We start from the raw sequence: 21,391 nt of genomic DNA on the forward strand, positions 1-21,391 counted from the left end.
AAACGAAGTCTCAACGACGGATAAGCGGCCTGGGTACGTTTCCAGGAATCTTTTAACTTCTCTTCATTAATTTTACTATGGTAGTCCCAGATCAATTGTACCCTGTAGGCATCATCCTTATCTCCCTGGTTCAACGCATGGTACACAAAGCCTTCCTGTAAGCTATTCGCCAAATAAACCCCTTCAATTTCCCCTTTCTCCTGAATACCAAATAGCTGTTCCTGTTCTACAATATAGTCTATATCCGATGGAGTAAGGTAACTGCTCTGTTCTGTTGAAAGCAGGGTAATGATAGATTCCAGATGACTCTTAAAGCCCTCAGACAGTAAGGTAATCTCTTCTTCACTCAGGTAACCGGTAACACCAAAACGTAATTGTCCATCCACAACAGCTCCATTGATGCTGATGTAATGACTGTCACGGTTATTGCTTCCTACACCTAATCCGCTGTCTTCAGCCGCGATAAACCAGGTCTTCTCTCCAGAGACATCTTCCTGATCTAACTGGCCAAGATAATTGAAGCTGATCTTAGGTAAGCTTCTCTCCGTATACCCAATCAAACTGCCATACCCTATTCCATTGTTTGGAATACGTCTCAGCGATTCTTTGGTCAATACTACTGTATCAGAAAGTCCTTTTCCTTTCTTCAACAGTAATGGATACATCGTGGTAAACCAACCCACAGTTTCGGTAATATCCAAATTCCCAAAAACTTCTTCACGACCATGGCTCTCCAGCAATACGGAATGGCTTTCCTCTCCGGTTAATCCTGAAAGCGAAAGGGATAACGCTGAGAGAAGAAGATCATTGATCTGGGTATGGTATGCATGATGCGTCTTTCTGATAAGTAATTCAGTCATTTCTTTGCTCAGGATAAGATGACCATGGTGGTAATCTTTGCCTATGAAGCGACTTAGCATAGTATTGTTAGATTCTACGGTTTCCGCTGTAGCATTCCAGTACAATAGTTCCTGAGCCCGGGATTCCGGATTTTCTGTTTTATAGCTTCGTACAGCTTCCACCCATTGTCTGTAGCTCGTTCCTTTTACATGAGCTGTAATATATTCTGTATCTCCTTTTTCAAGAGACTGGTAAATATTCTTTAAGTCTTCAGTAATAATCCTCCAGCTTACGGCATCAATGATCAAATGGTGAAGGGCAAAGTAAATCCTTGCGCTTCCATCTGTATAACCACTGATATAACCGATCTGACACAATGGTCCGTTTTCAATATCAAAGCCGGACTGCCACTCTGTAAATACATGAGAAAGCTCTTCTGGATTTAATCCGGAAGCATCCAGATAATGGATACCCGGTACGGCTTCCACACTGCCATATACCTGGGTATAAACACCATCAGCTTTTGGATAATAAAGTCTGAACGCATCATGCCTTTCCACTAAATGGTGGATGGAGGTTGCCAGTAACTCTTTATCAAGCTCTGGCACATTGATCAAAAAGGCCTGATTCCAGTGATTGAAATCCCCAAGATAACCCTGTTCTTTCTGACTGAAGAACCAATCCTGAACAGGAAGTAAGGAAACTCCCCCTTCTAATATACCTTGCTCGGAAAGGATATGGTCTCCTTCTGTCTGTTTCTTTTCTTCTATGAGTAACGACAATGATGATACGCTGCGGGCCGTAAAGACTTCTTTTACACTTAGCCTTACTTCTAATTGTTGTCTGATTCTTCCTACCAGCTGGATACTGATAATACTGTCTCCTCCTAAGCGGAAGAAATCATCTTCGATACTGATCCCTGTAGCATCAAGACCCAAAACATCACCATAGATCTGGCATAGTTTAGCCTGAAGATCAGTTTGGGGAGCAATATAATCTTTGCTACCCGTAAACTCAGGTTCAGGAAGTTGTCTTCTGTCAAGCTTTCCATTGATCGTTAATGGCAAGGCTGTTAAATGTACAAAAGCACCCGGTACCATATATTCCGGTAAGCTCTCTGAAAGATGTTCAGAAAGAAGGTTGGAATCAACCTCAACATCGGATACATAATAGCCTGCAAGGTATTTCATCCCCGCTTTGTTTTCTTTAGCTAATACTGCGGTCTGACGGATACCAGGGTAATGAAGCAGGGTATTTTCAATCTCCCCTAATTCAATTCTATACCCTCGGATTTTTACCTGGAAGTCATTTCGACCTACATATTCCAGCTCGCCATTAACCAGCCAGCGTACTAAGTCTCCCGTTTTGTATAAACGGCTGTTTTCTCCTCTTCCTTTTTGGGATAACGTCTGGAATGGGTTTTCAAGGAAACGTTCCTCAGTTAAATCCGGACGGTTTAAGTAACCTCGTGCAATTCCGGCTCCTCCTATATAAAACTCACCTACAGCTCCAACCGGAACTGCCCGCATATGGTTATCCAGCACATAAGTCGTCATATTCCCAATCGGACCTCCGATATTCAACGGATTACCATCTTCCTTGTAATAATGCAGCGTTGCACAAACCGTCCCCTCCGTAGGTCCATACTCATTCACAAGAATGATATTCTCTATATTTTTATCCAAAGCAGGGAAACTTTCTCCTCCTGCAAAAATCAATTTCAGATGGGTTCCATTGTTTACAACTTCTCTCAATAAAACTGGAGGAATAAACGATACCTCTATATTATTTTCTCTAATATATTCGTTAAGTTCTCCTACAGATGTTCTAAGGTCATTGCTGTAAACCCATAAAGTGTTTCCATTACACAATACCGTGAGAGCTTCATAGACAAAGGCATCGAATACATAATTTGAGTAACATCCTACTTCCTGGAATTCTTCAAGTCGGTGAGCCTTAATCATTGATTTTATAAGATTTATCACTCCAGAATGTTCAATCATTACTCCTTTAGGGAGCCCTGTTGTACCACTGGTGTAGATGACGTAGGCCAGATTATCAGAATTTACCTGGGTAACAGGATTATTTGACTCTGTGAGTTCAAGCTGTGCTTTAATGTTTACCTCATCTAAAGCGATACAATCTACCCCCAGGTCTTCCAACTTTTCTGTTGTGCTTTCCTGCCCTAAAACAAGTTTTGCATCGGTATCCTGAAGGATGTGTTTTATTCTGTCTGCAGGATAAGACGGATCCATTGGAACATAAGCTGCTCCTGTTTTCATTACAGCAAGAATTGCAATCAGCATATACTCTGAACGATCTAAGCATAAAGGAATAATATCGTCAGGTTGAAGTTTGTATATTTCAAGAAGATAATGGGCCAAACGGTTCGATCGGTCATTCAACTCTCTGTAAGAAAGTCTGACATCCTGATATACTACTGCGGTTTGATCCGGAGTTTTCAACACCTGATTTTCAAATAACTGATGAACTGTCAGGTCTTTTGCATATTCTTCCCGCGTATCATTCCAGCTTTCCACGGTCATTTTATATTCTTCTTCCTTCAGCAGAGAAAGGCTGCAAACTCTTGTATCATGAATATCAACCTGAATCAATTGATCCAAAAGAAGCTGGTAAGATCCGGCCATACGGACAATTGTATCTTTTTTAAACAGAGATTTTGCATAATTGAACATGATACGGAGATCTCCTCCATGGTCATCAACCATTGTCGTCAGATCAAATTTTGCCGCCTGATAGTCTACTTCTCCATCAAAAGGATAGAATAAAATGTCTTCATCATTTACTTTAGCATCTCCTCCTCCAAAACTTTGAAGGCCAAACATCACCTGGAAAATCGGGTGTCTGGAGGTATCCTGCTCTACTCCTAATTCTTCCACTAACTTCTCAAATGGAAGATCCTGATGAGACTGCGCTTCTGTGATTGATTTTGAAACCTGAAGAATGAAGTCTTTAAGGGTTTGCTCAGGATCAATACTTTCTCTTAGTGCTAATGTATTGACAAAGAAACCAATGATGTCTTCAAGCCCAGCATGATGACGGTTCGCAATAGGGCTTCCTACTACGATATCATCCTGTCCTGAATAGGCAGAAAGCATCAGATAATAGCCTCCCAGCATCAAGCTGTACAGACTTACTCCCAATTCTTTTGAAAGGTTTCTTAATTTTTCTCCTCGTTCTGCATCCAGACTGAAGTATAGATTTTCCCCTTCGTAAGAAATTTGAGACGGTCGTCTGAAATCCGTAGGTAAATCTAAATTATGGAAATCATCAAGCTTATTTTTCCAATAGTCAATCTGCTTATCAAGACGTTCTCCTGCAAGATAATTACGCTGCCATAAAGCAAAGTCTTTGTACTGAACCTTTAACGGAGGAAGCTCTGCGATTTCTCTGCCGGAAAGCTTATAGTACATTGTTGCAAGTTCTTTCAGGAAGACATCTGTAGACCATCCGTCAAAAGCAATATGATGAACGACAACAGACAGATAATGATTGTTTTCTAAACTGAAAACATTTACTGCCACAGGAAGTTCTTCCTCTACACGGAATACCTTGTTGGCACACCTGTTTATATTCTCTTCTAATTCTTCTCTCGTTTTTACTGCTGTGATTTTAAATTCAGGAATAAGATCAGTAACCACCTGGTACCCCATTCCGTCTTCTGTAGTCCGGATCATCGAGCGCAGCACTTCATGGCGCATAATGATCAATTCCAGAGACTTCTGAAGAAGATCAAGCTGTATATTCTTATCCAACATTGTCGTGATAGGAATGTTATAAGCACTGCTTCCACCCTCATAAGACTCTATAAACCAAAGTCTTTCCTGAGCAAAAGATAATCTTTGTTTTTCGGGAGAGTCTACTTTTACAGGAGTAATGATGATTTGTTCACCTGTATTATTTTCATCTGCTAAAACAGTTGAAAGAGAAGCAATCGTTTTATGATTGAAAACCTCAGTAACTCCTATCTGAAGTTTTAGTTCCTGCTTAATTTTTCCGATCAGTTTTATAGCCATGATACTGTTTCCTCCTAATCTGAAGAAATCATCATGGATGCTTATACTAGCCGGATCAATCTTCAGTACCTCACCATAAATATCACATAGTTTCGCCTGTAATTCATTTTCCGGAATAATCTGTTTTTTGTTCCCTGTAAAATCAGGTTCCGGAAGCTGCTTTCTGTCTAACTTCCCATTGATTGTTAATGGTAAAACAGTCAAATGAACAAAAGCACTTGGCAACATATAATCCGGAAGAACTTCTGACAGGAAGTCAAAAAGCAGACCTGGATCTATGGATGAATCTGACACATAATAGGCTGCCAGATATTTCATCCCATCGTTATTTTCTTTTGCCAATACTGCCGCCTGACGGATATCAGAATACTGAAGCAATCTGTTTTCAATTTCTCCTAATTCAATTCTGTACCCCCGGATTTTTACCTGGAAGTCATTACGTCCAATATATTCTAATTCTCCATGAGATAACCAACGTACTAAATCACCAGTTTTATATAATCGTCCGTTTTCACCTCTTTCCTTCTGCTCTGCAGTCTGGAACGGGTTCAGCATAAAGCGTTCTTCCGTAAGTTCCGGTCTGTTTAAATATCCTCTGGCAATCCCTGCTCCCCCGATATAAAGCTCTCCTATTACCCCTACAGGAACCTGACGAAGATTCTTATCCAATACGTAAGCCGTCATATTTCCGATGGCTTTTCCAATATTTAACGGATTACCGTCTTCGTTATAATGGTGTAATGTGGCACACACTGTTCCTTCGGTTGGACCATAGGCGTTGATGATATCTACCCCATGTTCTTTATACAGAGCCATTACCTGAGGGTTAGTTACATCTCCGGCCACTACAAGTTTCTCTAAAGGAAGAATATACTCATCCGTCAAAAGAATTGGCGGAATAGTCGCTATACTGATATTGTTTTCTTCTATATACTCCTGTAATTCGGAAAGATCAATTCTTTTTTCTTTTTCCAGCAAATAGATGCTATGCCCATGAGTAATTACAGGAAACAACTCCCATACATGGGCATCGAATACATAGCTTGCATACCACAAACCGTTTTTATAGATCGTTCCATCAGATTTCAATCCAAATTCTCCAGCTTCCTGTTCTATTAGGTTGACTACATTTCTGTGTTCTATCATTACTCCTTTGGGAAGTCCTGTTGTTCCACTGGTGTAAATTACATAAGCCAGGTTATCGGATGTGACTGTAGTAACAGGAGCTTCCGAAGATTCTCTATTAACCTCATCCTGGAAAGCAACCTGATCCAGGGAAACGGCATCTACATCCATCTTCTGAACCCTTTCCATTGTTTCTTCATCTCCAAGAACCAGTTTTGCTCCTGTATCATGAAGAATATGCTCTATCCTGTCTGCAGGATATGAAGGATCCATTGGTACATAAGCTGCTCCGGCCTTCAATACGGCTAATATTGCTATAAGCATATGTTCCGATCTTTCCAAACATAATGGGATCAGATCATCTGGCTGAAGATCATAGGTCCTGATCAGATAATTGGCCAGTCGATTAGCTCTATTGTTCAGCTCACTATAGGATAACTTAACATTCTGGTAAACCAATGCAATGTGATCAGGAGTTTTTGAAACCTGGTTTTCAAACAGTTCATGAATCGTTTTATCTGAAGACTCTGCAGAAACCGTATGGTTCCAGGATTCTATAACTTTCAACTGATTTTCCGAAACATATGAAAGCTGGTCTGAAGTGATCTCCCAGTTATCCAATACCTGTCTTAAAACAGACTTCATCCCTTCCATCAGCTGCTCCATGGTTTGCGTCTCAAAAAGAACGCCTTCGTAATTGATTTTCATCGTTACGCTCTCTCCCTGTTCATACGCCATTATTCCCAGCGGATAGTCCAGTTTTTCTACAGAACCTTTGAAAATAAATCCTAATTCATTACTGTCATCTCCTCCTGTTGGTACCGGATAGTTCTCATACACAAATAAACTGCTAAACATGCGTCGTGCATCATGTTGAAGCTCCCCAAGGCTGACATCACTGTGTGTGTTAAGCTCACTGATTCTCTGCTGGATATCAGAAATAATATCCACCACTTTACCTTCCGTATGCTCTACAATAAGTGGAAGCGTATTAATAAACAGCCCGGCAGATGATTCTATATCATCAACAGGAAGGCTTCGTCCGGAGACTGTAGTCCCCACCACTGTTGTTTCCACTCCACTATGCATACCAAGCTGGCTATGCCACAGATATTGCAGAACAGCATTCACTGTAAATCCATTTTTGGTAGTGAATTTTTTCAGTTGTTGGTACTGATCATCTGCCAGCGTCATTTTTACAAACTGATGATCCTGTATCTGACGGTAAGTTCCAAGGTCAATATGCCTTTGAGATTCCTTCATCAAACTGCTTAAATCTTCCTGATCCTGAAGCAGACTCATATAGCTATTCCAGAAACTTCGGCTGCTGTCTTTATGTTGCTGAAGATATTTCTGAGTATTGATGTAGGCATGATCCAGCACAAAGTCCGGATCCTGTTTTTTAATAAGATTCAGATAGATATCATGGATGCTTTTGAGCACGATCGGCATACTCCATCCATCCAAAACAGCATGGTGATTACTGAAGAGGCATGTATAATGTTTTTCTGAACGCTTAAACATGTATATTCTGAACAGTCCTCCTTTTGACAGGTCATATACTTCAAAACGGTCTTTATGAGTGCGATCGCGGATTAATTCTTCCTGTTGGATCTCCTTCATTCCACTTAAATCCTCAAATCTCCAGTCAAGTGGGCTTTCCTTGTCGATAATCTGAACAATCTCTCCACTCCAGTTGAATCTGAGCCTCAATGCCGGGAACTGTTGTTGAGTATAGAACCACGCTTTTTTAAGCGTTTCAACATTCATTTCAGAAAGGTAATCCCAAATCAGCTGTACCCGGTACGCATCATCTGTATCCCCTTGTTTTAAAGCATGATATACAAACCCTTCCTGTAAACTGTTAGCTAAGAATACTCCTTCCACTTCTCCATTTTCCTGGATGGCGTCAAGCTGTTCTTTGTCTACAATGTTCTCTATATCTGAAGGGGTAAGGAAGCTTCGTGTATTTTTGGAAAGTTCGTCTATAATATCAATGATATACTCTTTAAACTTCTGAGTAACCTGTTTCACCAGATCCTGAGGAAGATGTGCAGAAACACTGAAGCGAAGCTGACCGTCTACAACAGCACCATTAATTCCTATGATATAGCTTTCTTTATTGGATGTTCCGATAGAAAGTCCACTGTCTTCCGCTGCAATAAACCATGCTTTTTCAGCAGAACTGTCTTCCTGGTCAAGCTGTCCAAGATAGTTGAAGCTTATTTTGGGAAGTTCATATTGTGTATATCCCACAAGGCTTCCATAACCAATCCCATTATCCGGAATGCTTCTTAATGCCTCTTTAGTCAATACTACCGTATCATTGAGGTTTTTCCCTGTTTCCAGTAATAACGGATACATTGAAGTGAACCATCCCAGTGTTTCTGTAATGTCTAAATGAGGGAAGACATCTTCACGCCCATGGCTTTCCAGTAAAACCGCATGACGGGATTCTCCCGTAAGCCCTGTAAGAGCTGAAGCTAGTGCCGATAATAACAGATCATTAATCCTTGTCTGATATACATGATGACTACCTCTGATAAGCTTTTCTGTATTTTCTTTATCTAAAAGAAGAATATCATGGTTGCTTTCCGGTATAGAAATGGCCTCCAATGTTTTATTAATTCCATGGACTATTTCTGTCGTTTTATTCCAGTAAACAAGTTCTTTATCTCTGGCTTCCGGATTTTCTTTTTTATATCCTTTTACAGCATCCACCCATTGACGGTAGCTGCTTCCTTTTTGGGCTGCTTTAAAATCTTCTCCTCTTTCAAGAGTCTGATATATGTTCTTTAAGTCATCGGTAATGATTCTCCAGCTTACTGTATCGATGATCAGGTGATGGAATGCAAAGAAGATTCTGGTGCTTCCATCTTCATATCCTGTTATATACGCAATACGGTACAGCGGTCCTTTTTCTATATCAAACTGGGCATGCCACTGGGTAAAGAGCTGGGAAAGCTCCTCCATTGTCTTCCCTGAAGTATCAAGATAGTTGATTTCCGGAGTGGCTTCTAATCCATATTGCTGAGAATACATTCCATTTTCTTTTGGATAATGGATTCTAAATGCATCATGTTTTTCAATGAGCAGGCGGACGCTTTTCTCCAAAAGTTCCTTATTTAGCTGAGGTACATTGATCAGGAAGGCCTGGTTCCAGTGATTGAAATCTACCAAATATCCTAATTCTTTCTGACTGAAGAACCATTCCTGAATCGGAAGTAATGAAACTTTTCCGTCCAATATTCCTTGTTCTGCCAAAATATGGATTGCTTCATTTTGACTTTTCTCTTCGATAAGTAAAGACAAAGCAGCAGCAGTTCTGGCCGTAAATACTTCTTTAACACTTAGTCTTATATCCAGTTGCTGTCTGATTCTTCCTACCAGCTGAATACTGATGATACTGTCTCCTCCTAAACGGAAGAAATCGTCTTCGATACTGATACCTTTAGCATCAAGACCCAAAACATCACCATAGATCTGGCACAATTTAACCTGAAGATCGGTTTTTGGAGCAATATAATCTTTACCTCCTGTGAACTCAGGTTCCGGAAGCTGTTTTCTGTCCAGTTTTCCATTGATTGTTAATGGCAAGGCTGTTAAATGTACAAAAGCACCCGGTACCATATATTCCGGTAAACTTGCAGAAAGATGGTCAGAAAGGAGATTGGAATCAATCCCTGAATCTGAGACATAATAGCCTGCCAGGTATTTTAAGCCTGCTTTATTTTCTTTGGCCAAAACAGCTACCTGACGGACTCCAGGGTAATGAAGCAATGTATTTTCAATCTCCCCTAATTCAATTCTGTAGCCCCGGATTTTTACCTGGAAGTCATTTCTTCCGATGTATTCAAGCTCGCCATTGGCTAACCAGCGTACTAAATCGCCTGTTTTATATAAGCGTTCATTCTGATCTCCCGTCTTTTGATCTTCGGTCTGGAACGGATTTAATATGAATCGTTCTTCGGTTAAATCCGGTCTGTTTAAATAGCCTCTGGCAATACCAGCCCCTCCTATATAAAGTTCACCTACAGCTCCAACCGGAACAGCCCGCATATGGTTATCCAGTACATAACTTGTCATATTTCCGATAGGGCCTCCGATATTTAATGGGTTTCCATCTTCATTATAGTGATGCAGTGTGGCACAAACAGTTCCTTCCGTAGGACCATAAGCATTAATGATATCTACTCCTTCAGCCTGATAAAGAGCCATCAATTGTGGATTTGTTACATCTCCAGCTACGACAAGCTTTTCTAAAGGCAGAATATAATCTTTGGTTAAAAGAACAGGCGGTATAGTGGCAATACGGATATGATTGGTTTCTATATACTGTTGTAAAGCAGCAATATCAGTCTGTTTTTCTTTGTCTAAAATATAGATGCTGTGACCATGAGTAATCACAGGGTACAACTCCCATACATGGGCATCAAACACGTAATTAGCATACCAAAGACAGTTTTTAAGCCCGTCAGAAATCAGCCCAAATTCTTTAGCTTCCTGTTGTATTAAGTTAGCTACATTTCTATGTTCCACCATTACTCCTTTTGGAAGTCCTGTTGTTCCACTGGTGTAGATGACATAGGCCAGGTTTTCAGGTGTAACTGAAGTAACCGGATTATTTGAATCTGTGAGTTCAAGTTGTGCTTTAAAGGAAATATCATCTAAGGAAATGGATTCTACAGCCAGATTTTGTACTTTCTCTGCTGTACTTTCCTGACCAAGAATCAATCTTGCTCCTGTATCCTGAAGGATATGTTCTATTCTGTCCACCGGATAAGACGGATCCATCGGTACATAGGCAGCTCCCGATTTCAGCACAGCAAGAATTGCAATCAGCATATTCTCAGAGCGTTCTAAACACAGAGGAATAATATCGTCAGGCTGAATATTATAAGTTCCAATAAGGTAATTCGCAAGACGATTTGCCCTTTCATTCAATTCTCTATAGGATAACTGAACATCCTGATACACCAAAGCGATATGATCAGGAGTCTTTGAAACCTGATTTTCAAATAGTGTATGAATGGTTTCTTCCTCATATGCAGATGCTGTAGCATTCCAGTCCTCAGTTATTTTTTTATGAATATCTGCTGGTACAAGAGGAAGGTCACAAAGCTTAACATTTTCAAGTGTATGCTCATGAACACCAAAAGCCTGTTCAAGAATATACTGATAGGAACCGATCATATTATTGACCGTTTCTCTTGCGAAAATAGTCTTGCCATAATTAAACATTCCGCGGATTGTTTCTTCACCATCATCAATCATAGTCGTCAGATCAAACTTCGCGACCTGATAATCTACTTCTCCCTCGAAAGGAGAAAATAAAGCCTCTCCATCATGGGTATCTCTACCAAAACTCTGAAGTCCAAACATCACCTGGAAGACCGGATGTCTGGATGTATCCTGCTCCACACCTAATTCTTCCACTAACTTTTCAAATGGAAGATCCTGATGAGACTGGGCTTCTGTTACCGACTTTGATACCTGAAGAATAAAGTCTCTCAGGTTCTGTTCAGGATTAATATTTTCTCTTAATGCAAGGGTATTGACAAAGAAACCGATAATGTCTTCAAGTCCTGCATGATGACGGTTGGCAATAGGACTTCCCACTACAATATCATCCTGTCCCGAGTAGGCAGAAAGCATCAGGTAATATCCACCCAGCATGACACTGTATAAACTCACTCCCAGTTTTCTGGATGTATTTCTAAGGCTTTGAGCTACTTTTGGATCTACCGTAAAATTAATAGTTTCTCCTTCATAGGATACCTGAGGCGGTCTTTTGAAATCTGCCGGCAAGTTAAGATTCTGGAAGTCATCAAGTTTACTTTTCCAATACCCAAGCTGGCTATTCAATCGATCCCCGGTCAGATAATTTCTCTGCCATAAAGCAAAGTCTTTATATTGAATCTTTAATTCCGGAAGCTGAGGTGATTTTCCATTGATAAGAGCTTCGTAAGCCGTCTGTATTTCCTGTAAGAATATATCGGTAGACCAACCATCAAAAGCAATGTGATGGATGACCACAGACAGGTAATGATTACCCCCTAACCTGAAAATATTAACTTCTATAGGAAGTTCTTCATCCAGACGGAAAACCTTATTTGAAATTCTGTTGATCTCCTCATCAAGTTCCGTTCTTGTTTCTACATGATGCATATGCATTTCCGGAACACGATCTGTCACCAGCTGATAGCCCTTGCCTTCCTCTGTAGAAAGGATCATACTTCGTAAAACTTCATGACGCATTACGATCGTTTCCAGCGCTTTGCAAAGGGCTGAAATATCTGTCTTCTCATTAAGACGAACGGTCATCGGAATATTATAGGCACTACTTCCTCCTTCATAGGTTTCTATAAACCAAAGTCTTTCTTGGGCAAAGGATAACCTCTGTTCTTCCGGAGAATTGACTTTTACAGGGGTAATACTTACCTGCTCATCATTATTCTGATTGGCTAATGCGTTTGAAAGTGAGGCTACTGTTTTATTACCAAATATTACAGCAACTCCCACCTGAGTATTCAACGTACGTTTGATACCGCTAATCAATTTTATCGCCATGATACTGTTTCCTCCAAGGCTGAAGAAATCATCATTGATTCCGATTGTTCCTGCATCCAGACCCAGAACTTCTCCGTAAATCTGACACAGTCTTTCCTGCAACTCATTCTCGGGTGCTGTGTATTCTCGGCCTCCCGTAAACTCAGGCTCAGGTAGTTGTCTCCTGTCCAGTTTTCCATTAATCGTTAATGGTAAAGAGGTTAAATGGACAAACGCAGCAGGAACCATATACTCCGGTAAGGCTTCCGATAAGAAAGACGTAAGATAACCGGTGTCTATAGAAGTATCTGATACATAATATCCTACAAGGTATTTCATCCCCGCTTTGTTTTCTTTAGCCAACACTACGGATTGTCTTACTTCAGCATATTCCTGAAGTCTGTTTTCGATTTCTCCTAATTCTATCCTGTAACCTCGGATCTTGACCTGGAAGTCATTTCTGCCAATGTATTCTAATTCCCCATCGGAAAGATAGCGGACAAGGTCTCCCGTTTTATACAGGATCCCGTTCTTGCCTGAAGCTTTCTCTTCCAAAGTCTGGAAAGGGTTCGCAATGAAACGTTCGGCTGTTAATTCTGCTCTGTTTAAATAGCCTCGGGCAATTCCGGCTCCTCCCACATACAGTTCTCCTACAGCTCCGATAGGAACTGCCCGAAGATGATTATCCAAAATATACATCCCCTGATCCGGAATATTCTCTCCGATCAGAGATGCTCTGTCTAAATCTTCTACACTCAGTTTCTTGTAGGTTACATGGACCGTAGTCTCTGTAATACCATACATGTTAATCAGCGTTGGTGCGGAACGGTAACGTTCATACCAAGGTTTTAAGGAGGCCAGGTTTAAGGCTTCGCCTCCGAATATAACATAGCGAAGGCTGCTTAGATCTTCTGCACGCTGAAGAGCGGTATCGATAAACTGATAGAAAGCGGTTGGTGTCTGGTTGAGCACCGTAAGACCTTCTTTCAGACATAAACTGAAGAATAAATTTGTGTCTTTGGTCTGTTCTGAGGACGGTACCAATAGTTTTCCACCATAGAAAAAGGCGCCCCAGATTTCCCATACACTAAAGTCAAACACATACGAATGGAATAAACTCCATACATCCTGGTCATTGAAATGATACCAGTGATCGGTAGCGCTAAACAAACGTGCTACATTTCGGTGAATCTGCATTACGCCTTTTGGCATTCCTGTCGTTCCACTCGTATAGATCACATAGGCAAGGTGGTCAGGACCTACCTCGGTAACAGGATTGGAAACACTGCTCTCAGCAAGGGTTCTTTCCAGTTCTGCATCATTCAGCACAAGTACTGAGGTAGCAATTCCACTGCAGGCTTCCTGAACCGTTGATGCCGCAATGCTATGAGCCAGCACTATTTTTGCCCCGGTATCTTCCAGAATATGACGGATTCGCTCTACAGGATATGACGGATCCATAGGAACATACGCTCCGCCGGCTTTTAAAACTCCCAGAATAGCCGTCAGCATATCCGCTGAACGTTCTAAACACAATGGAACAAGGTCATCAGGCTGAAGATCGTAAGTTTCAATAAGGTAATGAGCCAGACGGTTCGAACGATCATTAAGCTCACGGTAAGACATCCTTACATCCTGATATACTATGGCTATGTGATCCGGAGTCCTTTCAACCTGGGCTTCAAATAATGCCTGAATTGTTATGTCACTCGCATAATCGCTTTCTGTAGACCATAACCTCGATAGCTGGGTGTATTGGTCCTGAGGAATAAGGTTGAGTTCAGATAATGTAAGGTTTTCCTGCTGATTAATTCCTGCGATCTGATCAAGCATGAACAGATAAGAATTCATCATATTTTTAACTGTTTCTTTTGAATAAACAGCTTTAGCATAGTTGAACATACCCTGTAAAGTCTCTCCTATATCATTGATCATGGTGGTAATATCAAACTTAGCCACCTGATAGTCTACATTTCCGTTAAAAGGATGAAGTATCGTCTTTTCATTTTCAGATGGAGCAACATCTTCACCAAAGCTTTGAAGACCAAACATCACCTGGAAAACCGGATGACGGGAGGTATCCTGTTCTACTCCCAGCTCTTCCACTAATTTTTCAAATGGAAGATCCTGATGAGACTGGGCCTCTGTCACCGACTGAGCTACCTGTAGAATGAAATCTTTTACCCTTTGGCCCGGATCAATGTTTTCTCTTAATGCAAGAGTATTCACGAAGAACCCGATCATATCTTCAAGTCCTACATGGTGTCGGTTGGCAATAGGGCTTCCTACTATGATATCGTCCTGTCCGGAATAGGCTGAAAGCGTCAGGTAATATCCACCCAATACTATGCTGTATAAACTTACTCCAAGGTCTTTCGAAAGGTTTTTCAACCTTAGGGTCTGCTCTGCATCCAGGCTAAAGTACAGATTCTCTCCATCATAAGATATTTGGGATGGTCTCTTAAAATCTGCTGCTAAATCAAGGTTTTGGAATCCGCTCAATTTGTTTTTCCAATAGCTGATCTGCTGATCAAGACGTTCTCCTGTAAGATAATTACGCTGCCATAAAGCAAAGTCTTTATATTGAATTTTTAAGCCCGGAAGCTCATGCGGTCTGCCTTCTGTAATGGCATTGTAAATATGGATTAATTCTTTTAAAAATACTTCTGTAGACCATCCGTCAAATGCAATATGGTGTATAACAATAGACAGATAGTAAGATTCTTCTAATTTGAAAATATTGATGTCTACCGGTAATTCTTCTTCCAAACGGAAGATTTTATTGGCTATACTGCTTACTTTTTCTTCAAGCTCAGCCATTGTCTTCACCTCATGCTGATGCATGGCTGGGATATCATCTACCACAGACTGCCATCCTATTCCGTTATCGGTAGTACGAATAACTGAACGAAGTACTTCATGACGCATTATAATAGCGTCTAGAGCTTTACACAGTATTGAAATATCTGCTTTTTCATCCAAACGGAAGATCATCGGGATATTATAAGCACTGCTTCCTCCTTCGTAATTTTCTATAAACCAAAGCCTTTCCTGTGCGAAAGATAACCTTTGTTCTTCCGGAGTGTTAACTTCTACGGGAGTAATCGTAATCTGCTCTCCTCTGTTGTTTTCATCTGCCAGAATATGGGAAAGAGAAGCAATTGTTTTATGGCTGAAAATCATGGCTACTTCTACTCTTATATCCAGCACCTGCTTGATCTTACTGATCAGTTTTATGGCCATGATACTGTTTCCTCCTAATCTGAAGAAATCATCATGGATACTGATACTTTCAGCATCAAGACCTAATACTTCGCCATAGATATAACATAGTTTAGTCTGTAATTCGGTTTCAGGAGCAACATAATTTTTGCTTCCTGTAAACTCTGGTTCTGGAAGTTGTTTTCTGTCAAGCTTTCCATTGATCGTTAATGGCAAGGCTGTTAAATGAACAAAAGCACTCGGGACCATATATTCCGGTAAGCTCGCGGAAAGGTGTTCTGAGAGTACATTGGAATCAACCTCAGCATCTGATACATAGTATCCTGCCAGGTATTTTAATCCTGCTTTGTTTTCTTTCGCCAATACTGCGGTCTGACGGATACCCGGGTAATCAAGCAATATATTTTCAATCTCGCCTAGCTCGATTCTATACCCCCTGATCTTCACCTGGAAGTCATTTCGACCCACATATTCTAGTTCGCCATTGGATAACCAGCGTACTAAGTCACCCGTTTTGTATAAACGGCTGTTTTCTCCTTTTTCTTTTTGCGCTAGCGTTTGGAATGGATTGTCAAGGAAGCGTTCTTCTGTCAGCTCTGGCTGGTTTAAGTAACCTCTGGCAATACCTGCCCCCCCTATATAAAGCTCTCCTACAGCACCCACAGGAACAGCACGATGCTGGCTGTCAAGAACATATGCCGTAGCATTTGCTATAGGCCCACCGATATTCAATGGATTGTTGTCTTCTTTGTAGTAATGTAATGTAGCGCAGACCGTTCCTTCGGTAGGTCCATACTCATTAACAAGAATGATATCCTCTATATTTTTATCCAAAGCAGGGAAACTCTCTCCTCCGGCAAAAATCAGCTTCAGGTTGGTTCCGTTGTCTACCACTTCTCTCAATAAAACCGGTGGAATAAATGAAACTTCTATATTATTTTCTTTAATATACTCATTAAGCCCGCTTACTGATGTTCTAAGATCATTGCTGTAAAGCCATAATGTATTTCCATTACACAAGACCGGGAAGGCCTCATACACAAAAGCATCAAATACATAATTTGAGTAACAGCCCACTTCCTGGAATTCTTCAAGTCGGTGAGCCTTAATCATTGATTCTATAAGGTTTATCACTCCGGAATGTTCAATCATTACTCCTTTAGGAAGTCCTGTTGTTCCACTGGTATAGATGACGTAGGCCAGATTGCCGGAATTCACTTTAGTAACAGGGGTTTTAGACTCTGCTATTTCAAGCTGTGCTTTAAGACTGACATTATCCAGAGATAATAGCCCTATATTTTCTAAACCACTTATCTTTTCTGCAGATTTTTCTTCTGTAAGAACTATTGTAGCATTAGTATCCTGAAGGATATGTTTTATTCTGTCCACAGGATACGAAGGATCCATCGGCACATAAGCAGCTCCCGCTTTCATTACAGCAAGAACCGCAATCAGCATATGCTCTGAACGATCTAAGCATAAAGGAATAATATCATCAGGTTGAAGATTGTACGTTTCGATCAGATAATTAGCCAGGCGGTTTGATCTCTCGTTAAGCTCTCTGTAAGAAAGTTGAACGTCCTGATATACCAATGCTGTCTGATCCGGAGTTTTCAACACCTGATTTTCAAATAGCTGATGTACCGTCATTTCTGCCTGATACTCCGCATGGGTGGTGTTCCATACTTCCGTTACTTTTTTATACTGTTCCTGTGGAATAAAATTGAGTTCTGAAAGCCTGATATCTTTCTGTCCTTCTGTTTCCGCTATTTGATTCAGTAAGAATTCATAGGAATGGATCATATTACCGACGGTCTCTTTTGAGAAAATCGCTTTAGCGTAATTGAACATTCCATGTATATTTTCTCCACCATCGTCAATCATGGTAGTCAGGTCAAATTTTGCAACCTGATAATCTATTTCCCCATCAAAAGGATAAAATAAAGCATCTCCGTTATTTTCAGAAGAAGCATCTCCTCCAAAGTTCTGCAGTCCGAACATCACCTGGAAAACAGGGTGTCTGGAAGTATCCTGCTCTACTCCTAATTCTTCTACCAGCTTCTCAAATGGAAGGTCCTGATGAGACTGCGCCTCTGTCACGGATTTTGATACCTGTAAAATAAAGTCTTTAAGGTTCTGTTCTGCATCAATTTTTTCTCTTAACGCAAGGGTATTGACAAAGAACCCGATGATGTCTTCAAGACCGGCATGATGACGGTTCGCAATAGGGCTTCCCACTACGATATCATCCTGTCCGGAATACGCTGAAAGCATCAGGTAATATCCACTAAGCATTACACTGTACAGACTGACCCCAAGTTCTTTTGAGAGTTTTTTTAATTTTTCGCCTTGCTCTGTATTCAGACTGAAGTACAGGTTTTCTCCTTCGTAAGAAATTTGGGAAGGTCTCTTGAAATCCGTAGCCAAATCAAGGTTCTGGAAATCATCAAGTTGATCTTTCCAGTAGCCAATCTGCTGATCAAGAAGTTCTCCTGCAAGATAATGACGTTGCCATATGGCAAAATCTTTGTACTGGAATTGTAAAGCAGGCAGCTCAGAAGCATTGTCTTTATTAATCAGAGATCTATAAATCGTTTGTATCTCTTTGAGGAATATATCAGTAGACCATCCGTCAAAAGCGATATGATGGATTACCATCGACATATAGTGTTGATCCTTGAGTTTGAAGATATTGATCTCTACAGGGATTTCTTCATCCAGGCGGAAGATCCTATTGGCACATTTGTTTATGTATTGATCCAATTCTTCTCTTGTCTCTACTTCCGTTATTTTGAATTCCGGAATGAGATCCGTAACCACCTGATACCCTGTTCCGTCTTCTGTAGTTCGGATTACCGAACGAAGGATCTCATGGCGCACGATAACCGCTTCAAGAGCTTTGCATAGAACCGGAATATCCGTTTTCTGATCCAGAAGTGCTGTCATTGGAATATTATACGCACTACTTCCTCCTTCATAGGTTTCTATGAACCAAAGTCTTTCCTGGGCAAAAGATAATCGCTGCTCTTCCGGAGAATCAATGGCTACAGGAGTGATAATAACTTGTTCATAGGTCGTATTTTCTCTCAGAACTTTTTCCAGAGAAGCGACTGTTTTATTAGTGAATACCATGGCTACATCTACCTGTAACGCAAGGTTTTGTTTAATTTTACTGATCAGTTTGATGGACATAATACTGTTTCCTCCGAGACGGAAGAAATCATCATGGATACTGATACGCTCTGCATTAATCCCCAGGACTTCCCCATAAATCTGACAAAGCTTTTGCTGAAGCTCATTCTCAGGAGCGGTATATTCACCCCCTCCGATAAATCCAGGCTCAGGAAGCTGTTTTCTGTCCAGTTTTCCGTTAACAGTAACAGGAAGGGTTACGAGATGTACAAAAGCCACCGGTACCATATATTCAGGTAAGGTTTCTGAGAGGAACTCTGAAAGCAGGTGTGAATCAATTATAGAATCAGCTACATAATATCCGACAATATATTTCAATCCGGTATTATTTTCCTTTGCAAGAACTGCTACCTGGCGAATTCCCGGATATTGAAGAAGTCTGTTTTCAATTTCACCTAATTCAATACGGTATCCTCTTATCTTTACCTGGAAGTCATTTCTACCAATATATTCTATATTTCCAGCCGGAAGCCAACGAACAAGATCTCCTGTTTTATAAAGTCTGGCATTCGTATTTTTATCCTTTTGATCTTCTGTCTGGAAAGGGTTTGCTATAAAGCGTTCCTGGGTAAGTTCCGGACGGTTCAAATACCCTCTTGTGATACCTGCTCCCCCAATGTAGAGCTCTCCCAAAGCCCCTACAGGAACCGGGTTCATATGACTATCAAGTATATAAGCCTTCATATTTCCGATAGGACGGCCGATACTGTTCATACTTTGATCCATATTAATTATGGAGGTAACTGTCGTTTCCGTAGGTCCGTAGCAATTGATTAGCGTAAAATGCTTGTTTACCAATTTTGCATACAGATCATTGGTCAGAGCCTCTCCTCCAGACGCCAATCTTGTAAGGCTTTTAACCCTGGTAATATCAATATTCTGTAATACTGAAGGGGTAAGGTTGATATAGGAAGCATTATTATCATTAAGTATTTTCAAAAATACCTCTTCATTTAAAAAAGTTTTATCTTTTATAAATAACAAAGGATTTCCATTTAAAACAGCCATTAATATCTGTTCTATGGACGGATCAAATACATAGTTAGCAAATTGGAAAATAACATCTGATTCTCGCAGTTGATAGCGGGAATATACATCCTTAATCAGATTTATTATATTCCTATGTTCCACCATCACTCCTTTCGGCATGCCCGTTGTTCCACTTGTGTAGATGACATAGACAAGGTTGCGGGAGGTAAGTTTTGTGATCGGGTTTCCGGAGTCTACATTTTTAATCGTTTTTTTGAATGCCTCTCCATCTAGGGATACAACTTCTAAATTTTCTGTATCCTGTATCCTGTCTATGGTATTCTCCTGAGCTAAAACGACTCTGGCATCCGTATCTTCCAATATGTATTTTATTCTGTCTACAGGAGAAGACGGATCTATTGGAACATAGGCTGCTCCAGCTTTTATTACTCCTAAAATAGCAATCAACATATCCTCAGATCGTTCCAAACATAGTGGAACTAAGTCATCCGGCTGAAGGTCATATCTCTTGATCAGATAATTTGCCAAACGGTTTACTCTTTCATTAAGCTCACGATAGGTTAATTTAATCTCCTGATATAGTAACGCTATATTGTCAGGTGTCTTCTCAACCTGCATCTCGAATAGTTCAGGAACTGTAGCTGTATTCGGATAGGAAAAGTCTGTATCATTCCACTCTTCCATTATTTTTACAGATTCATCCGCGGTAATATAAGACAGGTCTTTCAATTCGATTTTTGGATTTTTCAAGAGCTGGGTAAGGATTGTTTTCATTCCTTCGATAAGCCTTTCCATCACAGAATAATCAAAAAGATAGCCTTCAAAATTCAGAGTCAGAGAAACTTCTTCTCCTCGCTCATAGGCTACTATCCCCAATGGATAATCAAGCTTCTCTACAGAGTCCATGAATACAAATCCCAACTCATTACCCTCACCTCCCTTAGGTACCGGATAGTTCTCATACACAAATAAGCTGCTGAAGATCCTGCGTCCATCATGGTGCAATGCTGCAAGGTTAATATCACTGTGCGTATTGAGCTCACTGATCCTATTCTGAATCTCTGTGATCTGATCCACAACTCGCCCATCTTCATGGCTCACAATCAATGGCAGCGTGTTGATGTATAATCCCGCTGAAGATTCTATCCCATCAACCGGTAAGCTTCTTCCTGAAACCGTTGTCCCTACAACACTCGTCCCTAAACCACTGTAAATACTCAGCTGCTTATGCCACAGGTATTGAAGTACAGCATTCACCGTAAAGCCATGCTCTTTGGTAAAGCTCTTCAATGTATGGTACTGAACACCCTCAATCTGCATTTTTATATGCTGATGATCCTGGATATGACGGTAAGTTCCTAAGTCAATATGACGTTGGTCCTCTTTTACTAAACTGCTCAGATCTTCCTGGTCTTCCAGTAAGCCCATATACGTAT

The 21,391-nt window shown here is 40.6% G+C and carries 1 protein-coding gene; it reads right to left on the reverse strand.

Translation table 11 applies throughout. The annotated features are described in order from the left end of the window. The coding region (locus B8967_RS22230; protein ID WP_143330571.1) for a non-ribosomal peptide synthase/polyketide synthase at positions 1-21,391 on the reverse strand (21,391 nt) is incomplete at both ends.

It is taken from the genome of Chryseobacterium sp. YR221, from assembly GCF_900176315.1.
In the GTDB taxonomy this organism is placed as follows: Bacteria; Bacteroidota; Bacteroidia; order Flavobacteriales; family Weeksellaceae; genus Chryseobacterium; species Chryseobacterium rhizosphaerae.